The organism is Winogradskya consettensis, from assembly GCF_018332715.1.
GTDB classification, from domain to species: Bacteria; Actinomycetota; Actinomycetes; order Mycobacteriales; family Micromonosporaceae; genus Actinoplanes; species Actinoplanes consettensis.
The window spans coordinates 60733-82960 of the sequence record NZ_BOQP01000003.1; the positions used below are offsets into that span (position 1 = coordinate 60733).

The 22228-nt window shown below is 68.5% G+C and carries 20 protein-coding genes, 1 pseudogene and 1 riboswitch; of the genes and pseudogenes, 9 read left to right on the plus strand and 12 right to left on the minus strand.

Features of this window, described 5'->3' with window-relative positions:
- Positions 1–36: 36 nt before the first annotated feature.
- The 6 genes and pseudogenes from Aco04nite_RS02085 to Aco04nite_RS02110 form a co-directional block, all read right to left on the minus strand.
- Positions 37–1572 carry an ABC transporter permease gene (locus Aco04nite_RS02085; RefSeq protein WP_212995498.1) on the minus strand — a complete coding sequence of 512 codons (1536 nt, stop codon included), beginning with the start codon at positions 1570–1572 and terminating at the stop codon, positions 37–39.
- Complete coding sequence (locus tag Aco04nite_RS02090) at positions 1569–2453, minus strand: ABC transporter ATP-binding protein (RefSeq protein WP_212995499.1); 885 nt, start codon at positions 2451–2453, stop codon at positions 1569–1571. The genes Aco04nite_RS02085 and Aco04nite_RS02090 overlap by 4 nt, the downstream gene beginning before the upstream one ends.
- A 5-nt stretch (positions 2454–2458) precedes the next feature.
- On the minus strand, positions 2459–3085 hold the full coding sequence (locus Aco04nite_RS49480) for a TetR/AcrR family transcriptional regulator (protein WP_212995500.1): 627 nt from the start codon (positions 3083–3085) through the stop codon (positions 2459–2461).
- Between the two features lie 12 nt (positions 3086–3097).
- Positions 3098–3709 (minus strand): aspartate/glutamate racemase family protein, encoded by a 612-nt coding sequence (locus tag Aco04nite_RS02100; RefSeq protein ID WP_212995501.1) that lies wholly within the window; start codon positions 3707–3709, stop codon positions 3098–3100.
- A pseudogene (locus Aco04nite_RS02105) lies at positions 3706–5079 on the minus strand (sensor histidine kinase); the annotation flags it as partial. The pseudogene Aco04nite_RS02105 and the gene Aco04nite_RS02100, both read right to left, overlap by 4 nt.
- 50 nt (positions 5080–5129) lie before the next feature.
- Positions 5130–6776, minus strand: a complete 1647-nt coding sequence (locus tag Aco04nite_RS02110; protein ID WP_212995503.1) for a Na+/H+ antiporter — start codon at positions 6774–6776, stop codon at positions 5130–5132.
- 63 nt (positions 6777–6839) lie between these two features.
- Here Aco04nite_RS02110 and Aco04nite_RS02115 point away from each other — a divergent pair, with 63 nt between their 5' ends.
- Together Aco04nite_RS02115 and Aco04nite_RS02120 are read left to right on the plus strand one after the other, a co-directional pair.
- Positions 6840–9257 (plus strand): beta-glucosidase family protein, encoded by a 2418-nt coding sequence (locus Aco04nite_RS02115; RefSeq protein WP_212995504.1) that lies wholly within the window; start codon positions 6840–6842, stop codon positions 9255–9257.
- An 87-nt stretch (positions 9258–9344) separates the two neighbouring features.
- Complete coding sequence (locus Aco04nite_RS02120; RefSeq protein WP_212995505.1) at positions 9345–9557, plus strand: DUF397 domain-containing protein; 213 nt, start codon at positions 9345–9347, stop codon at positions 9555–9557.
- Here the strand turns inward: Aco04nite_RS02120 and Aco04nite_RS02125 are convergent.
- Positions 9526–10269 (minus strand): DUF6082 family protein, encoded by a 744-nt coding sequence (locus Aco04nite_RS02125; RefSeq protein WP_212995506.1) that lies wholly within the window; start codon positions 10267–10269, stop codon positions 9526–9528. The two genes, Aco04nite_RS02120 and Aco04nite_RS02125, sit on opposite strands and share 32 nt — an antisense overlap.
- Before the next feature lie 561 nt (positions 10270–10830).
- On the opposite strand from Aco04nite_RS02125, the gene Aco04nite_RS02130 reads away from it, so the two are divergent.
- Both Aco04nite_RS02130 and Aco04nite_RS02135 read left to right on the plus strand, forming a co-directional pair.
- The gene (locus tag Aco04nite_RS02130) at positions 10831–11145 is read left to right on the plus strand and encodes a MerR family transcriptional regulator (RefSeq protein ID WP_203836640.1); all 315 of its coding nucleotides are present in this window, start codon (positions 10831–10833) and stop codon (positions 11143–11145) included.
- A gap of 114 nt (positions 11146–11259) precedes the next feature.
- On the plus strand, positions 11260–11958 hold the full coding sequence (locus Aco04nite_RS02135; RefSeq protein WP_212995507.1) for an alpha/beta hydrolase fold domain-containing protein: 699 nt from the start codon (positions 11260–11262) through the stop codon (positions 11956–11958).
- A gap of 22 nt (positions 11959–11980) precedes the next feature.
- Here the strand turns inward: Aco04nite_RS02135 and ahcY are convergent, their stop codons facing one another.
- The gene (gene ahcY / locus Aco04nite_RS02140) at positions 11981–13453 is read right to left on the minus strand and encodes an adenosylhomocysteinase (RefSeq protein WP_203836638.1); all 1473 of its coding nucleotides are present in this window, start codon (positions 13451–13453) and stop codon (positions 11981–11983) included.
- A 17-nt stretch (positions 13454–13470) separates the two neighbouring features.
- Positions 13471–13561, minus strand: a riboswitch (S-adenosyl-L-homocysteine riboswitch).
- A gap of 404 nt (positions 13562–13965) precedes the next feature.
- On the opposite strand from ahcY, the gene Aco04nite_RS02145 reads away from it, so the two are divergent.
- Entirely contained in the window at positions 13966–14295 is a 330-nt protein-coding gene (locus tag Aco04nite_RS02145) for a YciI family protein (protein ID WP_212995508.1), read from the plus strand.
- Positions 14296–14301: 6 nt separating this feature from the next.
- Positions 14302–15489, plus strand: a complete 1188-nt coding sequence (locus Aco04nite_RS02150) for an RNA polymerase sigma factor (protein WP_212995509.1) — start codon at positions 14302–14304, stop codon at positions 15487–15489.
- A 2-nt stretch (positions 15490–15491) separates the two neighbouring features.
- On the opposite strand, the gene Aco04nite_RS02155 is transcribed toward Aco04nite_RS02150, so the two are convergent.
- Positions 15492–16313 carry a TIM barrel protein gene (locus tag Aco04nite_RS02155; protein ID WP_212995510.1) on the minus strand — a complete coding sequence of 274 codons (822 nt, stop codon included), beginning with the start codon at positions 16311–16313 and terminating at the stop codon, positions 15492–15494.
- 199 nt (positions 16314–16512) lie between these two features.
- Between Aco04nite_RS02155 and Aco04nite_RS02160 the strand changes: the two genes are divergently transcribed.
- Both Aco04nite_RS02160 and def read left to right on the plus strand, forming a co-directional pair.
- On the plus strand, positions 16513–17610 hold the full coding sequence (locus Aco04nite_RS02160; RefSeq protein WP_212995511.1) for a M48 family metallopeptidase: 1098 nt from the start codon (positions 16513–16515) through the stop codon (positions 17608–17610).
- A gap of 9 nt (positions 17611–17619) precedes the next feature.
- A complete protein-coding gene (def, locus tag Aco04nite_RS02165; protein ID WP_212995512.1) occupies positions 17620–18156 on the plus strand; it encodes a peptide deformylase in 537 nt (178 codons plus the stop codon).
- Positions 18157–18670: 514 nt separating this feature from the next.
- Here the strand turns inward: def and Aco04nite_RS02170 are convergent.
- Positions 18671–19885: a cytochrome P450 gene (locus Aco04nite_RS02170; RefSeq protein ID WP_212995513.1), complete on the minus strand. Its 1215-nt coding sequence runs from the start codon at positions 19883–19885 to the stop codon at positions 18671–18673.
- A 275-nt stretch (positions 19886–20160) separates the two neighbouring features.
- Here Aco04nite_RS02170 and Aco04nite_RS02175 point away from each other — a divergent pair, with 275 nt between their 5' ends.
- The gene (locus Aco04nite_RS02175; protein WP_212995514.1) at positions 20161–20580 is read left to right on the plus strand and encodes a helix-turn-helix domain-containing protein; all 420 of its coding nucleotides are present in this window, start codon (positions 20161–20163) and stop codon (positions 20578–20580) included.
- On the opposite strand, the gene Aco04nite_RS02180 is transcribed toward Aco04nite_RS02175, so the two are convergent.
- Together Aco04nite_RS02180 and Aco04nite_RS02185 are read right to left on the minus strand one after the other, a co-directional pair.
- Positions 20572–21657 (minus strand): MAB_1171c family putative transporter, encoded by a 1086-nt coding sequence (locus tag Aco04nite_RS02180; protein ID WP_212995515.1) that lies wholly within the window; start codon positions 21655–21657, stop codon positions 20572–20574. The genes Aco04nite_RS02175 and Aco04nite_RS02180 overlap by 9 nt on opposite strands.
- Positions 21654–22145, minus strand: a complete 492-nt coding sequence (locus Aco04nite_RS02185) for a hypothetical protein (protein ID WP_244875689.1) — start codon at positions 22143–22145, stop codon at positions 21654–21656. The genes Aco04nite_RS02180 and Aco04nite_RS02185 overlap by 4 nt, the downstream gene beginning before the upstream one ends.
- Positions 22146–22228 lie beyond the last annotated feature (83 nt).

The following is a 22228-nucleotide window of genomic DNA, read 5'->3' on the forward strand; positions in this document are numbered from 1 at the left end:
CTCGCCGCAGACTCGCCGTGATCCCTCAGATGCGCCCTAGGCCGAGGGGATGTCTCGGTGGCGGAAGGCGACCGTGCCGGTCGTTGCCAGGATCGCGGCGATCGCGGTGAGGGTGAGAAATGGCGTGGCGGACAGGCCGTGGCTGACGTGGGTGAACGGGGAGAGGTCCAGGATCCACTGGTCGAGCCGGAGCACCGCCCCCACCATCAGGATCAGGAAGCACGCCGCAACCGCGCCCCACGCCGCCGACGCCTGCCTCGGAAACACCCCGAAGAGCAGAACGGTCAGCGCGGTCAGCACCCACACAGCCGGGAGTTGTGCAGCGGCCGCGCGGAGGACCGTAGGCAGCTGATGGCCTCCGGCGGTGAGCCCGCAGAGCAGGCCGCCGACCAGTAGAGCGGCAGCGGGACCGAGTAGCGAGAACATCAGATGGCTGGTCAGCCAGCGCAGCCGACCGACGCGGGTCGCCAGGATCGCTTCGGTGTGGCCGGTGGCTTCCTCGTCGCGCAGGCGCAGGGCGGCCTGGACGCCGTAGGCGGCGGCGATCAGGCCGAGGACGGCGACCATGCCGACGAGGAAGCTGTTGCCGCCGAGGCGTTGGAAGATGGCGGTGAGGTCGGGGTTGTCGGCGGCGAGGTCGGCGATGCTTGCGGCGACGCCGCCGAAGACGAGGCCGAGGGCGGCGAAGCCCAGGAGCCAGCCGGTCAGGACGCCGCGGTGCAGGCGCCAGGCCAGGCCGATCGGGCCGGTGATGGTGCCGGTGGCGGGCCCGGGCCGCGCGGTGATCAGCCCCTCGCCCACGTCGCGGCGGGACACCAGCACACTGCCCAGGAAAACCAGACCGACAACAAGAAGGAGCGCAAGGAGGAGCGGAAGAACGTCATTCTCACCGTACGCAAAAACGTGCTGGACCCACCCGATGGGCGAGACCCACGACAGCCATGAGACGCCGGTGTCCACATCGCCGGCGAGCCGCAGCACGAAGGCCACCCCCAGCCCGACGATCGCGATGGACCGGGCCACGCGCGCCGAACCGGAGAGCTGAGCGGTAACCGCGCCGAGAGCGGCGAAAACGCAGCCGGACATCGCGAACGACAACCCCAGCAGCACCGACCCGACGGCCGGCTGGCCCTGGCCGATCATCGTCACGCTGATGATGGCGAAGAGCACGAGGTTGGCGCCGGCGGTGGTGATCAACGCCGCGGCGAAAGCGGCGTGCCGGCCGACGATGCCCGAGCCGATCAGTTCCGTGCGGCCCGCCTCCTCTTCCGTGCGGGTGTGGCGGATGACGGTGAGCAGGCTGATGAGGCCGATGATCACGGGGAAGAAGCCGGCCCGCCAGGCGACGATCTCGCCGAGGTTGTCGCCGCGCAGCGGGCCGTAGAGCGCGATGAAGCCGGGGCTGGACATGCTGACCCGGGCGTATTCGGCCAGGTCGGAGTCCGTGGGGAAGAGGCCTTTGAAGGAGCTGACGTAGCCGGCCGGGATCAGGGCCACCAGGATCGCCCAGAGGGGCAGCAGGACGCGGTCGCGGCGCAGGATGAGCCGGATGAGGGTGCCGGTGCCGGTCATCGCGCGTACTGCCGGAGGAAGAGCTCTTCGAGTGTGGGTGGTTTGCTGGTCAGGCTGCGGACGCCGGCGTCGATGAGCTTGCGCAGGGCGGGTTCCAGCGTTTCGGTGTCCACATCGAACGTCACGTGGTGGTCATCGACGCGCAGGTCGTGCACGCCGGGCAGGGTGCCGAGGCCGTTGACGGCGCCGACGAGTTCGGCGTCGATGGTGGTCCGGGTGAGGTGGCGCAGCGAGGCGAGGGTGCCGGTCTCGACCGTGCGGCCCTCGCGGATGATCGTCAGCCGGTGGCAGAGCGCCTCGACCTCGGTGAGGATGTGGCTGGAGAGCAGCACGGTCCGCCCGCCGCGCCGGTGCTCCTCGAGCACGACCTGGCGGAACACCTCCTCCATCAGCGGGTCCAGACCGGAGGTGGGCTCGTCGAGGATCAGCAGCTCGGCGTCCGAGGCGAGCGCGGCGACCAGCGCGACCTTCTGCCGGTTGCCCTTGGAGTAGGTCCTGGCCTTCTTGCGCGGGTCGAGGTCGAAGCGTTCGAGCAGCTCGTCGCGGCGTCTGCGGTTGAGGCCGCCACGCAGCCGGCCGAGCAGGTCGATCACTTCACCGCCGGTGAGTGTGGGCCAGAGCGTGACGTCGCCCGGAACGTACGCCAGCCGCCGGTGCAGCGCGGTCGCGTCCGACCAGGGGTCGCCGCCGAGCAACCGCACGTCGCCGCCGCTGCTGCGCATCAGGCCGAGCAGAATCCGGATCGTGGTGGACTTCCCGGCGCCGTTGGGCCCCAGGAAGCCGTGCACCTCGCCGGCCTCGACGTGCAGATCAAGACCATTGAGCACCTGGGTACGCCCGAAGCTCTTCACGAGCCCCGTGACGCCGATCGCTTCCGTCATAGCGGTTACTCCTGAGCGGTGATGAGCCGGTCGAGCGCCGCGCGGGCGTCGGCGGCCATGTCGGGGGGCAGCAGCGGCTGCGCGAAGATGTCGACGGCGGCCCTGAGCATCCGGGCCTGCCCGACCTGTTCGTGCGTGTCGGCGCCGATGGTGGCGGAGATGCGGTCCCGCATCAGGAACATGCCCATCTGCAGGGAGACGAGCACCGCGCAGTAGGCCCGCGGGTCGTCGGTCTCGATGTCGGATCGGGCCAGCCAGGTCTCGGCCTCGTCGACGTTGCGCTCGAACATCTGCGCTCCCGCCGGGGTGCCGTCCATGGTCGAGCGGACCACGTAGTTCTGCAGCCGGAGCGGCACGCTGTTGAGCGCGTTGCTCATCGCTTGCGCCCCGAGCGTCTGGTTGCCGGCGAGGTAGGGGGCCCGGACCCGCGCGAGCTCGGCCATGACGTAGTCGTCGCAGGCGTCGCGCAGCCCCTCCTTGGAGCCGAAGTGGTGCCGGAGCAGCCCGGAGGAGACCCCGGCTTCCTGGGCGATGTCGCGGATCGTCGCGCCGTCGATCCCCTTCGCGGCGAAGAGGGTCAGCGCCGCTTCCCGGATGCGGGCGCGGGCGGTCAGATCCGTCGGGCTACTCACATGTGCAATTTACTACACAAGTGTGTAGCGGAGAAGGGCCTCCCGCACCGCTGCCCGGGGCGAGGTCAGGACGGGTTTTCCGAGATCCGCGAGCAGAGCCTCGGCGGGGGCCATGCTCGCCTGGGCCAGCACGATCACGTCCACGTCGAGGGCTCGGGCGCAGGCGGCGACGCTCCGGGCGTACCCGTCGAGGTCGTCGGCTTGAAAGAGTGACCAGGCGGCCAGGCAGGGCGCTTCGACGATCTCGACGCCGGGACGGTCCAGCAGCTCGCGGGTCGGCGCCAGCGTCGACTCGACCGCGAAGACCACCCCGATCCTGGGTCCCGCAGCGACCGCCGCATCGGCCATAGGACGATCAACCCGCAACACGGGTACGCCCACAGCGTCCCCCAACTGCTCGGCGCGCCCGCTCAACGTCGAACACGTGCAGACGATCAGCTTCGCGCCCGCGTCGGCGACCTCATGTAGCCGCGCGAGCAGCCTGTCGTCGACCCCGGGCTGCCCTGAGTCGGCGAGCAACGACTCATCGACGACATGAACGCTCGCCACGCCCGGCCCCAGTTCGCCGAGCAGCCGTTCGAACGTGTCGACATGGACAGGCGCGGTGTGCAGGAAACCGATCATCCGTCCAGCGTGCCGGACGGCAGCGAGAGCACCATCGTCAGCCCGCCGCCGGGCGTCTCCTCCGGGAGCAGCGTCCCACCCATCGCCTCGGCCAGCCCCCGCGCCAGCGCGAGCCCCAGCCCGACCCCGGTGTGGTTGTCCCGGTCGCCGAGCCGCTGGAACGGCAGGAAGACCTCGTCCCAGCGGTCCGCGGGGATGCCCCGGCCGTGGTCGACGACGCGCAGCTCGATCGTGCTGCCCAGGGCGCTCGCGGTGATCATCGGCGGGCGCCCGGCCGGGCTGTAGCGCAGGGCGTTGCCGATCAGGTTCACCAGGACGCGTTCGAGCAGGCCGGGGTCGGCGAGCAGGGTCGGCAGGTCGTCGGGGATGCGGATCCGCACCGTACGCCCGGCCGGGCCCAGCTCGTCCAGCGCGCGGGGCACGATCTCCTCGGCGCCGATCGCGAGCAGGGTCACGCCGAGCGCCCCCGCCTGCAGCCGGCTCATGTCGAGCAGGTTCGTGACGAGCCGGGTCAGCCGGTCGAGCGACTCGTCGGCGGTCAGCAGCAGTTCCGCGCGGTCGTCGGCGTCGAAGTGCACGTCGTTGCTGCGGAGGCTGGCGACTGCTGCTTTTGCGGACGCTAACGGCGTACGCAGATCATGGCTCACGGCAGCGAGCAACGCCGTGCGCATCCGATCCGCCTCGGCCAGCGGTTTTGCTGTGGCGGCCTCGGCCGCGAGCCTTTCCTGACGCAGCGCGACCGCGGCCTGGGCGGCGAACGCCTCCACGATGCGCCGGTCGGACGGCTTGACCGGATGCCCGCGCAGCAGCATGACCAGGCTGTCGTCCACCTTCACCACGTCGTCGGCGTGGCCCGGCCCGTCCTCGCCCACCTTGGCCACCTCGGTGCCGTTTTCGACCAGCGTCACCGAGTGCAGCGCGAACGTCTCGCGCAGCCGTTCCATGAGCGCGATCAGCGGCCGGGCACCACGCAGCACGCTGCCAGCGACGTCGGCAAGGATCCGCGCGTCGGCGCCGGCCTGGGCGGCCTGCCTGGTCCGCCGGGCGGCGGTGTCCACCACCCAGCTCACCGCGAGCGCGACCAGCACGAAGATCGCCAGGGCGAGCAGGTTGCCGCTCTCGGCGATGGTGAACGTGTGGAACGGCGGGGTGAAGAACCAGTTCAGGACCAGCGACCCGGCTACCGCGGCGAGCAGCGCGGGCCACAGGCCGCCGATCAGGGCGACGCCGACCACGGCGGCCAGGAAGACCAGGATGTCGTTGGTCAGCGTCAGCCCGGTGCCGATCTTGACCAGCAGGGTCAGCGCGGGCAGCCCCGCACCGACGGCGATGAAACCGGCGATGCGGCGCCCGCGGGAGAGCGACGCCGGCTCGGGCATGGCCAGCCCCTTGATCTCCTGGCGTGCCATGCCCGGGGCCCCTACGCTCGCGGTCGGTCGGGGAGGAGCCGTTCCTCGTGGTCCAGCTCGCGTTCGAGGACCCGCAGACCCTCGTCGTCGAGCATGGCCGTGTCGCGCCAGCGGATGAGCTCCTCGCGCTGGGCGTCGATCACGGCCCGGCGTACCCGTAGCGCCGCTTCGTACTGCGGCGACACCGGCACCTCGTCGGAATCCGACTGGTCGAGCAGGTCGATGCGGCGCAGATAGCGCTCCAGCCGGTGGTTCAGCTGCTTGCGCATCGTCTCGATGGCCTGGTCGTCGGCGTCGTCGTGCTCGTCCTGCTGGATCTCCTCGAGCCGGTCCATCGCCGCCCGCACCGAGGCCGAGCGGGCCTCGTTGCGCTGCCGCGCCTTGTCCGACTTGTTGGCGCGCAGGCCCAGCATCCGCACCAGGGGGGCGAACGTCAGGCCCTGACCGACCAGGGTCACCAGCACCACGACGAACGCGCAGAACAGCAGCAGGTCCAGGTCGGGGAAGGGCGCCCCGTCGTCGGTCTTCGCCGGGATGATGAACGCCGCGGCCAGCGTGATGACGCCCCGGGTCCCGGCCCAGCTCAGGGCGGTGATCTCGCGCCCGTTCAGCGCCCGGTCGCGTTTCGCTGCGTTCTCCTCGGGGTCACCACCCAGCCGGGCGTGCATCGAGGTCGGCAGCTTCTGCGTCACGAGCAGGAACAGCGGCCGCAGCAGCAGCACCACACCGACCGTGATCGACACGGCGATCACGACGGTCGAGGTCTTGTACTCCGAGAGCCCGTCGATGACCCGCGGCAACTGCTGCCCGATGAGCAGGAAGACCAGGCCCTCCAGCAGGAAGTCGACCAGCCGCCAGACCGCGGCCACCTGCAGCCGGCTCGCGCCGGAGCTCAGCCGCGGGGTGTCGTGCCCGACGATCAGACCCGCCACGACCACCGCCAGCACACCGGAGACGTGCACCTCCTCGGCGATGACGTACGCGAGGAACGGCGTCGACAGCGAGATGGCGTTCGCGATCAGGGGGTCACGCTGGATGGGCCGGGAGGCACGGTTCGCGTACGCCACCACGACACCCGCGATGACACCGCCGCCCGCGGAGACGATGAACTCGAGCACCGTGTGGCCGAACGAGAAGTGCCCACTCGATGCGGCACTCACAGCGACGGTCAGCAGGGTCAGGGCGGTGGCGTCGTTGAGCAGCCCCTCGCCCTGGATCAGGGTCACGATGTTGTGCGGCAACCCCACCTTCTTGCCCACGGCGAGCGCGGCGACCGGGTCGGGCGGGGCGACCGCGGCACCCAGGGCCACCCCGGCGGCCATCGTGGCACCGGCGACCCAGAGCGAGAAGCCCAGGCCGATCAGCAGGGCCGTGACCAGGACGAGGACCACCGAAAGGCTGATGACGGTACGCAGGTTGCGCCGGATGTCCAGCAGCGAGGAGTCCAGGGCCGCGTTGTAGAGCAGCGGCGGGAGGATGAGGGTCAGCACCACCTCTGGTTCCAGTTCGATGTTCGGCCCCGGTAGCACCGCGTACAGGATGCCGATGAGGGTCAGAAGGGCGGCGGCAGGCAACCCGGTGCGGTCGGCGATCCACCGGATCGCCACCACCACCGCCACGCCTGCGAGGATGAACAGCAACGTCGTCTCGACACTCACCACGTCATTCTCCCGGACGGAGATACTCTGTCCCGCTGTTGCCCGGCAGAACAGGGAGTTTCGATGCGATTGGTACGGATGGCGCTCGCGGGCGTGCTCGTCTGCGGGGCGCTCGTCGGCCTGGGCGGCAGCTCCTCGTCGCCGTCCATGGATCAACGCGTGGAAGCCCTGCTCGCGACGATGACCCGCGCCGAGAAGCTGACCCTCATGCACGGCGGCAAAGCCTGTGGGTACGTCGGCTGCGTCGACGGTATCCCCCGGCTCGGCATCCCCCCGCTGCACCTGCAGGACGGCCCGGCCGGCGTCGGTGGGAGCCTGACCGGTGTCACCCAGCTCCCCGCACCCGTCGCGGCGGCCGCTTCCTGGGATCCGGCGCTGATGACGGCGTACGGCAAGGTCCTCGGCGCCGAGGAATGGGCCAAGGGTGCCAACGTGGTCCTGGCCCCCACGATCAACATCGTCCGTGACCCCCGCTGGGGCCGCGCCTTCGAGTCGCTGGGCGAGGACCCCTACCTGGCGGGCCGGTCAGCCGCCGCGGAGATCGCCGGAATCCAATCGCAGGGCCCGATCGCGCAGGTCAAGCACTATGCGGTCTACAACCAGGAGACGAGGCGCAACACTCCCGGCAGTGACGCGCGGATCGACGAGCGCACGATGCGCGAGATCTACCTCCCCGCGTTCGAGGACACGATCAACGCCGGCGTCGGCTCGGTCATGTGCGGCTACAACCCGGTCAACGGCACCTTCCCCTGCGAGAACAGCGAGCTCCAGGAGAAGATCCTGCACGACGAGTTCGGCTTCGACGGCTTCATCACCTCGGACTGGGACGCCACCCACTCGACGGAGGCCTCGGCTCTGGGCGGCCTCGACATGGAGATGCCGGGCGCCAAGTACTTCGGCAAGCCCCTGACCGAATCCACGATCAACGTCGACGAGTCCGCCCGCCGCATCCTGACCTCGATGTTCCGCCAGGGCCTGTTCGACAACCCCCCGACCGGCACCCTCGACACCCGCGTGACCAGCACCGCCAACGCGGCGATTGCCCGGCAGATCGCCGAACAGGGCAGCGTCCTGCTCAAGAACACCGGGAACCTGCTGCCCCTTGACGCCGCCCGGGCCGGCTCGATCGCGGTGATCGGCAACGGTGGTGAGACCAGCGTGCTCAGCCAGGGGGGTGGGAGCGCTCGGGTCGATCCGGAGTACGTTGTCTCGCCGTACCAGGGCATCAAGGAGCGCGCCCCCTCGACGACCTACCAGCCGGGCACGGTGCGTGCGGATGGTGCCTTCCCGCCGGTCTTTTCAACATTCCGGACAAACTTCTTTTCGGGTACGAATCTCTCTGTCGCATCCGGCTCCCGTTCCGACGAGGTGCTCGATGGGAGCTGGCGTGGCGGTGACCCCGGCACCGGCCGGAAGTCGCAGTGGTCGGCCCGCTCCACCACCACGATCACGCCTGCGACGACCGGCACCTACCGCTTCTCGCTGAGCAACACCGACGGCGCCCGGCTGCTCGTGGGCGACAAAACGGTCATCGACACCGGCTGGGCCGAACACAAGGCCCGCACCACAACGGGCTCGATCACGTTGACCGCCGGCAAACCGGTCCCTGTCACCGTCGAATACGCCCAGTTCACCGGCAACGCGGTGCTCACCCTCGGCTGGCTCCAGCCGGGCCAGGACCTCCACAACGACGCCGTCCGAGCCGCCGCCGCCGCAGACCTCGCCGTGGTCGTCGTCGGCCGCTTCGGCACCGAGGGCGCCGACCTCCCCGACATCAACCTCCCCGAAGCCCAGAACCGCCTGGTCCACGACGTCGCCGCCGCCAACCCCAACACGGTCGTCGTGGTCAACAGCGGCTCCGCGGTCACCATGCCCTGGGCCGGCTCCGTCCGAGCCATCATCGAAAGCTGGTTCCCCGGCCAGGAATACGGCCACGCCCTGGCCAACCTCCTCTACGGCAACGTCAACTTCTCCGCCAAACTCCCGGTGACGTTCCCCGCCTCCCTCGCCGACGCCCCGGCTGCCGACCCCGCCCGCTTCCCGGGTGGCAACTACTCCGAAGGCCTGTCAGTCGGCTACCGCTGGTACGACACCCAGGCGATCCAGCCCCTCTTCGAATTCGGCTTCGGCCTCTCCTACACCACCTTCACCTACACAGCCCTGGCCGTTTCCCCGCCCAGCCCGGACGGCAGCGTGCAGATCAACTACACAATCACCAACACCGGCACCCGACCCGGCGCCGAGATCTCCCAGGTCTACGTCCAGCAGCCCCCCGCCGCCGGCGAACCGATCCGCAACCTCCGAGGCTTCACCAAGGTCCAGCTATCCCCAGGCCAATCCCAACGGGTCACCACAACCCTCGCCGCCCGAAGCTTCCAACACTGGCAAAACGGCACCTGGGCCCGCACTCCCGGCGCCTACACCATCTCCGTCGGCGCTTCCTCCCGAGACCTCCGCCTGATGGGTCAGGTCATCGCGTAGCGATTGCTTTTGGGTCGATCAGGAGGCTTGCGTCCTTAGCTTTGACCACGGCAACGTTCGAAGACTTACTGATCAGGAGTGCATCCTATGAGTGACTTCGTCCCGACCGATCTTCGGTGGCGCAAGAGTGCAAGGTCAGCTGTCAGTGGCAACTGCGTCGAAGTCGCAGGCGGGGACAATGGGTTCGTGTATGTCAGGGATTCAAAGAACCCGCGTGCCGGTGTATTGGTATTCGATGCCGCCGATTTCGCAACATTCATCGCGGCCATCAAAGTCGGTGAGTTGATCGCCCTCCGCTAGCCCGCCGGCGATAGACGTGAGCTGCGGCAACGGCCCCGAGTAGGGCGAGCGACAAGACCGCCCCGCGGCGCTTCCTGCCCCGCTGCTGCCGCCGGGCGGTACCGCATGGTAGATCTGGCCGCGGCGCCGGCCTTGGCGGGGCGGTTGAGTTCGCTTTATTCCACTCCTCGTTGACCACGGACATGAAGCGGCGCCGCCGACGCGTTCGGACTGTGATCCACGTTTCCCGTTGCTGCTGCCACCAGGACCGAGCAATCTCGCCACTGAACATGGAGGCAGTCAAATTTCGGAGCGTGGCCTCGTTCATTTCGTCCAACTCCCATATTGCCAGCCAGTAATTCATCGTCAGATTGGCGTATACCTTCTGGCGGTCCTGTGGTTTGGTCACCTGACCCACTTCGTAGACCTCAAAGAATTCCGGGTTGTCCAGGGCCAGTTTGATGAGATCGAAATGCCTCTGTCTGTCGAAGCCGGTTAGCTCCTGGCGTATCTGCTTCGACTGCATGATCAGCGACAGTCCGATGCCGCAGAGTGCGGCTGCCGAGAGCAGGGCGGAGGGGCCTCCATACGCTTGGCCAGCGTCCGCGAGGTCGTGCCATGGCATGGCGGGGCCGAGGACGCGGTACATGATCAATGGTGACCAGAGCACCACTGCGATGCCGCCGGTGATGCCGACGGCGACGAGGGTGAGGCGGAGGTTACGCCACCTCAAAGGGTGCGCCTTTCATCGTTCTTCGAACTTAGGGCGCTGGTAGGGGTCCTTCACGTGAATCTGAGCTTCACTCACCTATACCTCGGCTGCTGGCCTCGCGGGAGATTCCGGGGCGTCTGGACCTTCGGTGAGGTTTGCTGGCTGACACGCCGAGAAAAGCTGGGTTGCGGGTACTAGCTTTCTTGGCGAGGGGTGGTTAGTGTTCTGGGGGTAAGGCGGTTCGTCGCACGTGTTGGGGCCATGGAGTTGCGTGGGGCTCTGACGCCGGGGGGGTTGCCTTGCGCAGTGGTTGAGTTCAGGTAATGCAAGTTGAGGAAAGGGAGGGCGGACACCGTTGGATCGCCCGCGGCCTGCCGGTTTGTTGGGTTTGGCGCGGACACCGCAGTTTCCATCGAACGAAGGGTGGTCTCCGGTCACGCATATGCGATCCTCGCGCCTGGGCCTGTGTTTCAGGGCTGGTGCGGAAACGACAACCCGGCGAAAACGTCGGTAGATGGTGTTTTAGTCCGCAACCCTCGGACCCCGGCGCGTGAGCGCCGGGGTCCTCGTCGTGGAGGTGACATGGGTCAACCCGATGACATGTTCGGGGACGAGAACTATCCGGCGTACACGATGGGTCGTGCTGCGGAGATCGTGGGGACGACGCCTGACTTTCTGCGCCGGCTCGGGGAGGCGAAGCTGTTCGCGCCGTTCCGGTCGGCGGGTGGGCATCGTCGCTACTCGCGGTACCAGTTGCGGCTTGCTGCGCGGGCCCGGGAGATGGTCGATCAGGGGACTGCCCTGGAGGCGGCCTGCCGGATCATTATTCTCGAGGACCAGCTCGAGGAGGCGGAGCGCCTCAACCAGCAGTATCGCGAGGCGCACGGCGGGGTTTGATTAGATCTCGGCATGGATGTCACCGTTGTCCCCATGCCGAGAGGCGCTACGGTTCCCGATTTTGGGGGGCTTTCCTTCGAGATCCCGGTCGAGGCTGTTGCTGTTCCCGGTGGCGTGCTGGTCACCGCCGAGAACGCGGCGCCTGGGGCCGGGCATCTTCTCTATGTGCACGGCGGCGGGTTCGAGCATCGGAATCCGCCGCTGATGAACCGGGCCGCTTATCTGTTCTCGCAGGCGACGGGGCGCCCCGTGTTCGTGGTGCATTACCGGCTTGCTCCGGGTGATCCTTACCCCGCGGCGTTGGAAGACGTGCTGACGGCGTACCGAAATCTGGCTGGGCCTGTGCTCGTGCTGGCCGAATCGTCCGGGGGTGCGCTGGCGCTGGGGGCGCTTCTGCGGTTGAAGGCGGACGGTGCGGAGCTGCCGGCGGGGGTGATGACCTGGTCCGCCGTGACTGATCTGGCCATTACCGGGGGCTCGGTCGACGATTCGCCGCGGGATCCGGTGGGGCGGGAGTTGCTCACGCACCTGATCGGCCAATATCTGGGCGGTGCGGCGGCGGACGAGGCTCCCCAGTCACCGCTCTACGGGGATCTTTCGGGGCTGCCGCCGCTGGTGATGGCCGTCGGCGGGGCTGAGGCGCTGCGGGACGACACGCTGCGGTTCGCGGAGAAGGCCGACGCGGCCGGGACGGAGGTGCGGGTGGAGATCTACGAGGACATGGTCCACGTTTTTCAGACGGCGATCTTCGAGGAAGGCAACCCGCTCGGCCGGGAACTGCTGGACCGGATCGCCCGGTGGGGCCGCCCCTGAGGACGGCCCCACCGGGAATCGATCAGTAGCGGTAGTGGTCCGGCTTGTACGGACCCTCGACTGCCACGCCGAGGTATTCGGCCTGCTTCTTGGTGAGCTCGGTGAGCTTCACGCCGAGCGCGTCGAGGTGCAGACGCGCGACCTTCTCGTCCAGGTGCTTCGGGAGCACGTAGACCTGGTTGTCGTACTCACCGGGCTTGGTCCAGAGCTCGATCTGCGCGATCACCTGGTTGGTGAAGGAGTTCGACATGACGAAGCTCGGGTGACCGGTGGCGTTGCCCAGGTTCATGAGGCGGCCCTCGGAGAGCACCAGGACGGCGTGACCGTCCGGGAAGCGCCACTCGTGCACCTGCGGCTTGACCTCGACCTTTTCGATGCCGGGGACCTTGGCCAGGCCGGCCATGTCGATCTCGTCGTCGAAGTGACCGACGTTGGCGACGATGGCGTTGTGCTTCATCGCGGCCATGTGCTCGGGCGTGATGATGTCGGTGCCACCGGTGGTGGTGATGAAGAGGTCCGCCTGGGAGACGAAGTCCTCGATCGGGGCGACCTGCATGCCGTCCATGGCGGCCTGCAGTGCGCAGATCGGGTCGACCTCGGTCACGATGACCCGGGCGCCCTGGCCGCGCAGCGTCTCGGCGGAGCCCTTGCCGACGTCGCCGTAGCCACAGACGATGGCGAGCTTGCCACCGATCATGACGTCGGTGGCGCGGTTGAGACCGTCGACCAGCGAGTGGCGGATGCCGTACTTGTTGTCGAACTTGCTCTTGGTGACCGAGTCGTTGACGTTGATCGCCGGGAAGAGCAGGTCGCCGGCCTTGGCGAACTTGTAGAGGCGGGCCACACCGGTGGTGGTCTCCTCGGTGACGCCGCGGATCTCGCCGGCGATCTTGGTGAACCGGCCCTTGTCCGACGCCAGGCTGGCACGCAGGGTGTCGAGGATGATGGAGTACTCGTGGCTGTCCTCGGCGGTGGTCGCGGGGACCGCGCCGGCCTTCTCGAACTCGAGGCCCTTGTGCACGAGCAGCGTGGCGTCGCCGCCGTCGTCCAGGATCATGTTGGGGCCCTGGCCGTCAGCGAACTTGAACAGCTGCTCGGTGCACCACCAGTACTCCTCCAGCGTCTCGCCCTTCCAGGCGTAGACCGGCACACCGGTGGGCGCCTCGACGGTGCCCTCCGGGCCGACGACAACCGCCGCGGCGGCCTCGTCCTGGGTCGAGAAGATGTTGCAGGAGACCCAGCGCACGTCGGCACCGAGCGCGGTCAGCGTCTCGATCAGCACGGCGGTCTGGATGGTCATGTGCAGCGAGCCGGCGATCCGGGCACCGCGCAGCGGCTGCGCCGCACGGAACTCTTCGCGCACCGACATCAGGCCCGGCATCTCGACCTCGGCCAGACGCATCTGGTGCCGGCCGAAGGCCGCGAGGTTCAGGTCGGCAACCGCGAAGTCGAGACCGTTGAGCTTCTGCAGACGATCCGCATCAAAGTTGGACATGAAGAAGGGCACCCCCTCGTCAGGAGGCGCCCTTGAAGTAGTGACCGTCGGGTCGAGCGTGGCGGTCCGGATCTCGTGGACCCGTCCGTCGCAGCGCCCCTCGACCCGGGGCTGCGCCGGAGAGCCGACGCGACATCAATCATAACGCCGAGCTTCCAAGATCGTCTGGACGGCGCCGAGAATCCTCGCGGCATAGACGGCCAAATCGGTTGAAAAACCTCGGAAACGCCTTACCGGTGTACGCGTGCCGCACCCGTATCGCATCTGCGGGACCGCCGCCCAATCCGGTCTCAGCCCAGCCCACGGGAGTCCCTATTGTGACGTTGGTTACGGGCCTGCCGAGCCGTGCTCGAATCTCCCGGTCCGGTGCGACGCTGCGCCGGGCTCGCCACCTGATTCTTTTTTGATTCTCTTGAGCGAGGCTGTCCGGAAGCGCGTCCCTCGTTCGTCACCTTGATGAGAACACCTCGGTGAAAGCCTTGGTGGAACGTCCGCGAGAGGAACCCCGAGCCATGAAGTACATGATGTTCGTCTGCACCGACACCGAGCCGGAGACCGACGAATCCCTGGTCCCCGACATCAACACCTGGGTCGACGAGAACGACAGGGCCGGCCGCCGCGTAACCGGCAACCAGCTCGTCCCGCCGTCCTCGGCCACCACGGTGCGGGTGCGCGGTGGCGAGCTGCTCCTGACCGACGGCCCGTTCGCGGAGACCAAAGAGGTGATCGTGGGCTTCGACATCCTCGAATGCGCCGACCTGGACGAGGCGATCGAGGTGGCCCGGACCCACTCCATGGCCCACGCCGGCCGCATCGAACTCCGCCCGTTCCACCAGGACTGATCACATATGGGTACGCCCGTCGACGTCGTTGTCACCACGGCCGGCCGGGAGTCGCACACGCGGATCGTGGCGACGCTGATCCGGCTGACCGGGGACTGGGATCTTGCCGAGGACTGCGCGCAGGAGGCGTTGGCCCTGGCCCTCGAGCGGTGGCCGGCTGAGGGCGTACCGAACAATCCGGGTGGCTGGCTGATGACCGTCGCGCGTAATCGAGCCATCGATGCGCTGCGACGGGCGAACCTCGAACGCCGCAAGCTGAGCGAGCTCGCCAGCCTGCCGCTCGACCCGCCCGCGCCCGCGCACGATGACCGGCTCCGGCTGATCTTCACGTGCTGCCATCCCGCACTCTCGCTGGAGGCCCGGGTCGCTCTGACCCTGAGAACGGTGGCAGGAATGCCCACTGCGGATATCGCGCGGGCATTCCTGGTCACCGAATCAACCATGACCCGGCGCCTGACGCGGGCGAAGGACAAGATCGCGCAGGCCCGGATCCCGTACCGGGTGCCGTCGGGAGCGGCGCTGAACGAGCGGCTCCCGAGCGTGTTCGCGGTGCTGTACCTGCTGTTCAGCCGCGGTTATGACGCCGACGGCGAGCCGGCGTTCGCCGACGAGGCGATCCGCCTGACCCGGCTGCTCGCGCGACTGATGTCCGACAGCGAAGTCGACGCGCTGCTCGCGCTGTTCCTGTTGCAACATTCGCGACGGGCCGCGCGGCGCGACGCCGACGGAAATCTGCTGACGCTGGCGGAGCAGGACCGGGCCCGATGGGATCTGGACGCCATAACCGAGGCACTGCGAATCTTGCCGTCCACGGACGGTCCCTATGCGTTGCAGGCGCGCATCGCTGCCTGCCACGTTGCCGAGAAGACGGACTGGACCCGGATCGCCGAGCTTTATGACCAATTGGCGACCGTCGTTCCGTCACCCGTGGTGCTGCTCAATCGAGCGGTCGCCCATGGGTACGCCCAAAGCCCCGCAACAGGCCTGGCAATGCTCGAATCCGCTCGCGTCGGCGGCGGGCTGGACGGCTATCCGCTCGCGCTGGCAGCCGAAGCGGACATGACCGCGCGGGCCGGTGATCGATGGCGCGCGGTTTCGCTCTATGAACAGGCCGCCGCCGTCGCTCCTTCGCCGGCAGAACAGCAAGCGTTGCTGCGCCGGGCCACGGAACTGTCGCTCAACGGCGGCGGATAGGTTCAGAGTTCGCGGAGGCGGGCGGCGCTACGGCGTACATCTGCGATCGGGCCTTCGCCGTTGGGCTCGCCGGCCAGAATGGTGTCCTGCTCCAGGACCCACCAGCCGTCGTAACCGTGCTTCCGCAGGGCGGCAACGACCCGCTCGAAATCGACGTCACCGTCGCCGATCGGCCGGAACATGCCCGCCCGCACCGCATCCGTGAAGGTACGCCGCCCTTCGCGGACCTCGGTGGCGAGCGTTGCGTCGACGTCCTTCGCGTGGACGTGCGCGATGCGTTCGCCTGCCCGCTCGGCGAGCTCGGCCGGGTCGGTGCCGCCTATCAGGAGATGGCCGGTGTCGAGGCACAGGGAGATCGTCGAACCCTCCAGGACGCGTTGCACGTCATCCGGGCGTTCGATCATCGTGCCGACGTGCGGATGCAGCACGGCGGTCAGGCCGCTGGACCGGGCGGCTTCGTCGAGGCCGTCCAGATTGGCGAGCAGGCGTTTCCAGCCTGCGTCGTCCAGAACCGGGCGGGTGTCGTAGCCGTCCAGTCCGGTGGCGGCGGCGAGGACAACGGTGTCGGCTTCTGCTCGTACGAAACGGTTGAGGTCCACTTCCGGGTGGCCCTCGTGCAGGACGACCGGGATGAAACCGCCGACCGCCCGCAGGCCGTACCCGGAGAGAATGTCGTCGTGGGGCAGGAAGCCGTCGGGGCCGAACTCCGTGGCGCTCAGGCCGACGTCACGCATGTCGCTCAGCACCTGCTCGACGGGCAGCTGGTAGCCCCAGCCGGGAACCTCGCTCACGCCCCAGGAGATGGGGGCACCTGCTATCCGCATGCCCCGAGCATGGTCGCGTAACAAGATCGTAACAAGACCGGGCGTACCTCAAAAACACCTCAGGCTGAGGTCTTCCCCGACCCGCGGGGTCGGCCGAAAGTCGCAGCGCGCGGGCGGTAGTTCGGGCCGGGAGCCGATGCGCGGAGGTGGGCCTGGCAGCGAGGCTCTTGGGGGTCAATCATCGTGTGAAGGAGCAGCCATGAGCCAGCCTGTTCGGCAGCGGGTGACGCTGACCGGTATCAGTTCGCGTGCCTGGGAACACCCCGCGGATCGGGGCGCGCTCACCGCGCTGCGCGAGCTGCGGGGCTTCGACGACGTGGTCCGGGCGTTCTTCGGGATGTGGAACGAGCGTGGCTTCCGGCTGCAGTATCTGGCCGGCGCGGTCCGGGTCGACCACCGGCAGTACCCGCGGGTCTACCAGCGCTTCACCGAGGCCGCCACGACGTTGGACGTCGCCGAGCTGCCCGAGCTGTTCGTCGCGCAGAACCCCACGATCCACAGCCAGGCGATCGGCATGGACAAGCCGTTCATCGTGATCTCGACGGCCGCGGTGGAGAAGCTCGACGACGACGAGCTCCGGGCGCTGCTCGGCCACGAGATCGGCCACGTCCGCAGCGGCCACGCCGTCTACCAGACGATCATGATGATCCTGACCCGCTGGGTCACCAACGTCAGCTGGATCCCCGTCGGCGTGATCGCCCTGCGCGCCATCATCGCCGCCATGTACGAGTGGTGGCGCAAGGCCGAACTGTCGGCGGACCGGGCGGGTCTGCTCGCCGATCAGGACCCGGCGGCCTCGATCCGGTTGCTGATGAAGATGGCGGGCGGCGGCGACCTCTCGCAGATCGACACCGCGGCGTTCCTCGAGCAGGCAGCGGAGTACGAGGGCGGGGGCGACCTGCGCGACAGCTTCCACAAGATCGGTATGACCGCGTGGACCAACGTCCCGGCCCCGGTGGCCCGCGCGGCCGAGCTGCGCAAGTGGGTCGATTCCGGTGACTACGCCCGCATCCTCGGTGGCGACTACGACCGCCGCGACTCCGACGGCAACGCCTCGGTGACCGCGGACGTGAAGGCGGCGGCCGCCCACTACCGCGAGACGTTCCGCAACTCCCAGGATCCACTGGTCACCCTGGCCCGCAGGGTCAGCGGCGGGGCTGCCGACCTCGGCGACTGGGCCGGATCGCAGGCCGGCAGGGCGGCGAACTGGGTGAGCACGGCAGCCGGTGCCGCCTCCCGCGCCGCACGTCGCGACACCTCGGAAGCGGACTCCGGCGGTGGTGCGGCCGAAAACTAGAATGGGGCCGTGCAGACCCGGGCAGGAACCCCACGACCGATAACCCGTTACGGCGAACCAGTGCTCCACCGGCGCTGCGCCGAAGTGACAGTCTTCGACGATGCCCTGGAGCAGTTGATCGCGGACATGTTCGCCAGCATGGCCGCCGCCGAGGGGGTGGGACTCGCCGCCAACCAGATCGGCGTGGACGCCCGGGTCTTCGTGGTCGACTGCCCGGACGAGACGGAGACCCACGTGGTCGCGCACGTCGTCAACCCGGTCCTGCACCTGCCCGAGGACCGCGGCCTCGAGGTCGACAGCGAAGGCTGCCTCTCCGTTCCTGGGGTGCGCGCCGACGTCGGCCGCCCGGTCACCTCCTACGTGACCGGCGTCGACATGCACGGCGAACCCGTCCGCATCGACGGCACGGGCCTGCTCGCGCGCTGCCTCCAGCACGAGACCGACCACCTCGACGGCCTGCTCTACGTCGACCGCCTCCCGATCAAGCAGCGCAAGAAGCTGTTGTCCCGCAGCGCCGAGGCACCGGCCGTCGGAGTGTCCGACTAGAACCGCTTGCCCCGATCAGCACCTCGCTGACCTCGGCCGACCGGCCATCCACCGCCGCCGCTTCGGATCGAGCTTCATGATCGACGGTACGGATGGACAACAACCGCCCCGATCGATACTCTTTCAAGGACGCCGTTGCGAGTTCTTCCCCCGTGGAATTCGCAGCGGCGCTCCTATTTTCCGACGTTTTCAGTCGTCGAAGCGTCTCGCGCCACCGATCCCGCTCCGCGCGCTCCCTCATCCGGCTTTTGTTTTGATGAGTGTGATCATGTCCGCGGCCCGGCATCTCCCTAGCGCTCCATAGTTCCGGACGAGTCGCCTCGCCGGAAAAGAATCATCGCTTGACTTGCGCTGCGTAATCGCCGTGCAATTACCCTGCGTGGTCCATCCTGGATCGGTCACCTCGGGAAGGCAGTGAGTGACCACCATTGGGTAACCCTGTGAATGTGGTTGTGTTCGCTCTGAGTGAGGCCCAGGCTGCGGCGGGCCTCACTCATGAACGGGCCTGGATCGGTCAGGAGCCGGTGTTGACCGGCAGGCTGGTGTAACCGCGCAGGGTGAGGCTGTTCCGGCGGACGGGGTCTCCGGCGAGCCGGAGCTCCGGGAAGCGCCGGACTAGCGCGGGCACGGCGATCTCCGCCTCCATGCGGGCCAGCGGCGCGCCCAGGCAGTAGTGGATGCCGCCCCCGAAGGAGAGCGGGCCGTTGTCCGGGCGGGTGAGGTCGAGGCGGTCCGGGTCGGGGAAGCGTTGCGGGTCGCGGTTGCCGGCGCCGAGGTAGGCGACGATGCGGTCGCCGCCGGAGACCGCGATGCCGCCGATCTCGACGTCTTCCCAGGCGACCCGGGTCAGGAGCTGCACGGGGGTGTCGTAGCGCAGGAGTTCGTCGACGGCTTCCCGGGCGATCTCCGGCTTGTCGCGGAGCAGGGCGAGCTGGTCGGGGTTGTGCAGCAGGGCCACCAGGCTGTTGGCCAGCAGGTTGGTCGTGGTTTCGAAGCCTGCGGCGAACAGCAGGCCGGCCATGGTGAGCAGCTCGTCCTCGGTGAGCTTCTCGCCGTCCTCCTCGGCCAGGACCAGGGCACTGATGAGGTCGTCCCGCGGTGCGGAACGGCGGTCCGCGGCCAGGTCCGACAGGTACGCCCGGATCGTCGCCGCCGCGGGGTCCGCGGTTTCGAGCACGGCCGGGTTGATCTGCTCGAGGACCTGGGTCCAGTCGCGGACCAGGTGCTGGAACTGGGCCCGGTCGGCGGGCGGGATGCCGAGCAGCTCGCCGATGACGTTGACCGGCAGGGGGAAGGCGAACGCGGTGACGAAGTCGGTCTCGCCGGACATCTCGTCGAGGAGGTCGTCGACCATCTGGGTGATCGTGGGGCGCAGGGCCTGGACGCGGCGGGCGGTGAAGGAGGAGCTGACCAGGCGGCGCAGCCGGGTGTGGTCCGGCGGGTTGATGGTCAGGATGCTGGTGAAGAGCTGGCGCAGGGCCGGGTGGTCGTTCCAGCCGGGGCTGACGAAGTCGAGCATGTGCGACGGCATGTGGCCGAGACGCGGGTCGCGGGTTATCGCCGCGCAGTCGGCGTAGCGGGTGGCCACCAGCGCGCCGTCCTCGGCGCGGACCAGCGGGGAAATCTCCCGGAGCCGGTGATAGCGCGGGTAGGGATCTTCGCGCCCCGGCATCCGGGTCAGCTCGTCGAGCAGGGTTGAGGTCTCCGCACTCTCCACGATGTCCGTCATGCAAACGATCCTATCGATGGGTTGAGTGACGACTGTCCATCGTTTACGCTCACGTCGAGCTTCGTAAATCTGAGTTTACGGTCGTTCGTTGATGCGCACATCGGGGGATGTGCAGCCCAGTTTGGTTGCTCATGGGCATCGACGTGGCGGCCGTGCTACATCGGTACGATCGGCAAAGTGCGGCGCCGCCAGCATGCAGTCCGGCAAGAGCAGGGACAGCGAGCGGCGCCGCGTGGAGTAGGCAGTACGGCACGGCATGGGGGAGAGGGGAACCGGTGGGCTCCGACATCTCCATCGCGGCCAAGCTGGACCAGCTCTTCCGGCAGGTGCGCGGCGCCGGTCAGGCCGAGATCAGCTACATGGCGGTGGCCGAGGCGATCCGGCGTGACCAGGGGATCGCCATTTCCCACACGTATATCTGGCAGCTGCGCACCGGGCGGCGGGACAACCCCACGATTCAGCACCTGCGGGGATTGGCGGCCTTTTTCGGCGTACCCGTCGCGTACTTCCTGGATGACGACGAGGCGCGCAAGGTCGACGGTCAGCTGGAGTTGCTCCGGACCCTGCGGGACGCCAAGGTCACCGAGATCGCGTTACGGGCCGCGGATGTGTCGCAGAGCAGCCGCGACACGATCGGCGAGCTGGTCCGCAAGGTGTGGGAGCTGGAACGCGACCGCAAAAAAGAATCAGGCTGACGCCGTCCGAGCGAATTGCGCCGGCCGGTCGTCCCGATAGGCCGCGCTGACCGCGCTGAGCCAGGCGATCTCCTCGCCCAGTTCGCCGTCCGTGCTGGTGTCCGTCCAGCGTGCGCCGGTTTCCAGGGCCTGCGAGCCGTGGCGGTGGCGGTCCAGGGCGAGCGCGATTCCGCAGGCCTCGATCAACGCCGGGGTCGCCTGGGCGCCCAGGAACGCGGCCGCCGAGTGCAGGCCGTCCGCCGGCAGGTAATCGCGCAGCGTCAGCATCCCGTCGCGAATTTCGATGACCCGCCGGTAGACCCGGAGCTGCACCGCCTCGACCCCGCTCAGCTCGACCAGGGCCCGGCGCCGGGAGAAGAGAATGACCTCGGGAAACGTACGCCGCATGACATGCCACAGTGGACGCAGAGCCCACAGCGACCGGTATTCGCCGACCACCGTCCGGAGCCGGCTCGTAGCCGGGACAGCGGCGCCGCCCACCGCGAGAATTGTGCCCAGGGCGCGGATGGCGTCCGCCTCCGGCTGGATCGGGTCGAAGGTGACCGGGATGCCCAGCCCGTGCGCGACGATGAGGCTGGTCTTGACGACCCCGTAGGACGCGATGATGAGTACGCCGACCGCGATCGCACGCAGCCCCAGCCGGAGCAGACCGGGCGGCGCCGGGCGGCTCACCCGCCAGACGATGGCCCCGGAGATCGTCAGCACGCTGACCACGTAGCCGTTCAGCACGACCCAGTACGCGGGATGCGTACCCGGCAACGGCACCAGAACGATGATCACCGCAACGGGCAGCACCACCTGTTCCCATCCGGCCTTTTCGCCGTTGATCAGGAGGATGAAGCGCAGCAGGAAGAAGCCGGCGGCGACGCCCAGCAGCTGGGGTGATTTCTCCGGGTGCGGGATCCAGATGCCGAGCCAGTCGTTGACGCCGGGCAGGGCCACCGTCTTGACCAGGGCGAGCAGTGCGATCGTCGCCCACATCGCCCGCTGCTGCGCGTCGCGCCACAGGGTCGGGACCCGGACCAGCGCCGTACCCCACAGCAGGACCAACAGGGTCACGCTGAGCGGACCGGTCACGGGCGGAACTTCAATACTTCGGCCAGGCGGCCGAGGGAGTCGCCGCCGTTGCGGGCGGGTGAGGTGGCGCGGGCGCGGATGATGGAGGCGAGCATCTCGGCCTCCCGCTCCTGGGCGGTCGTGTAGCTGACCCGCCCGAGGACGCGTTCGACGGTTTTCGGGTCGAGGTCGGGGACGAGCCGGCCAAGCGCACCACCGGCGAGGTCGAGACCGGTGCTGTGCTCGCTGAGCATGTGGGCGAGCTCGTGCAGCACGATGTGCTCCGCGTGCAGGCGTGACGTGCCCGGGTCGTAGAAGACGTAGTCGGCCTCCGCCAGGGAGATCCACAGTCCACACGGTGCGCCGATACCGAGGCCGGGCATCGGCCGCAGGGTCAGCGGACGTCCGCGGTGGGCGGCGACAACAGCCGCAAAAGCGTCCAGATCGAACGGAGTGGGGATCGCCAGCCCCGCGAGGCGTTGTTCGCAGCGCCTGCGCAGCCCTCTCACACCGATTCCCCCCGGTCGCGGTCCGAGATCGCAAGGTTACCCGTACGCGTCGAGTACTGCCTCCGTGGTAGCCGGGCGCCGAC

Bases quoted from the DNA above. Each gene is read 5' to 3' on its own strand.
- Aco04nite_RS02085 (WP_212995498.1), bottom strand. From the start codon at position 1,572: ATGACCGGCACCGGCACCCTCATCCGGCTCATCCTGCGCCGCGACCGC.
- Aco04nite_RS02090 (WP_212995499.1), bottom strand. From the start codon at position 2,453: ATGACGGAAGCGATCGGCGTCACGGGGCTCGTGAAGAGCTTCGGGCGT.
- Aco04nite_RS02100 (WP_212995501.1), bottom strand. From the start codon at position 3,709: ATGATCGGTTTCCTGCACACCGCGCCTGTCCATGTCGACACGTTCGAA.
- Aco04nite_RS02115 (WP_212995504.1), top strand. From the start codon at position 6,840: ATGCGATTGGTACGGATGGCGCTCGCGGGCGTGCTCGTCTGCGGGGCG.
- Aco04nite_RS02120 (WP_212995505.1), top strand. From the start codon at position 9,345: ATGAGTGACTTCGTCCCGACCGATCTTCGGTGGCGCAAGAGTGCAAGG.
- Aco04nite_RS02130 (WP_203836640.1), top strand. From the start codon at position 10,831: ATGGGTCAACCCGATGACATGTTCGGGGACGAGAACTATCCGGCGTAC.
- ahcY (WP_203836638.1), bottom strand. From the start codon at position 13,453: ATGTCCAACTTTGATGCGGATCGTCTGCAGAAGCTCAACGGTCTCGAC.
- Aco04nite_RS02145 (WP_212995508.1), top strand. From the start codon at position 13,966: ATGAAGTACATGATGTTCGTCTGCACCGACACCGAGCCGGAGACCGAC.
- Aco04nite_RS02150 (WP_212995509.1), top strand. From the start codon at position 14,302: ATGGGTACGCCCGTCGACGTCGTTGTCACCACGGCCGGCCGGGAGTCG.
- Aco04nite_RS02155 (WP_212995510.1), bottom strand. From the start codon at position 16,313: ATGCGGATAGCAGGTGCCCCCATCTCCTGGGGCGTGAGCGAGGTTCCC.
- Aco04nite_RS02160 (WP_212995511.1), top strand. From the start codon at position 16,513: ATGAGCCAGCCTGTTCGGCAGCGGGTGACGCTGACCGGTATCAGTTCG.
- Aco04nite_RS02170 (WP_212995513.1), bottom strand. From the start codon at position 19,885: ATGACGGACATCGTGGAGAGTGCGGAGACCTCAACCCTGCTCGACGAG.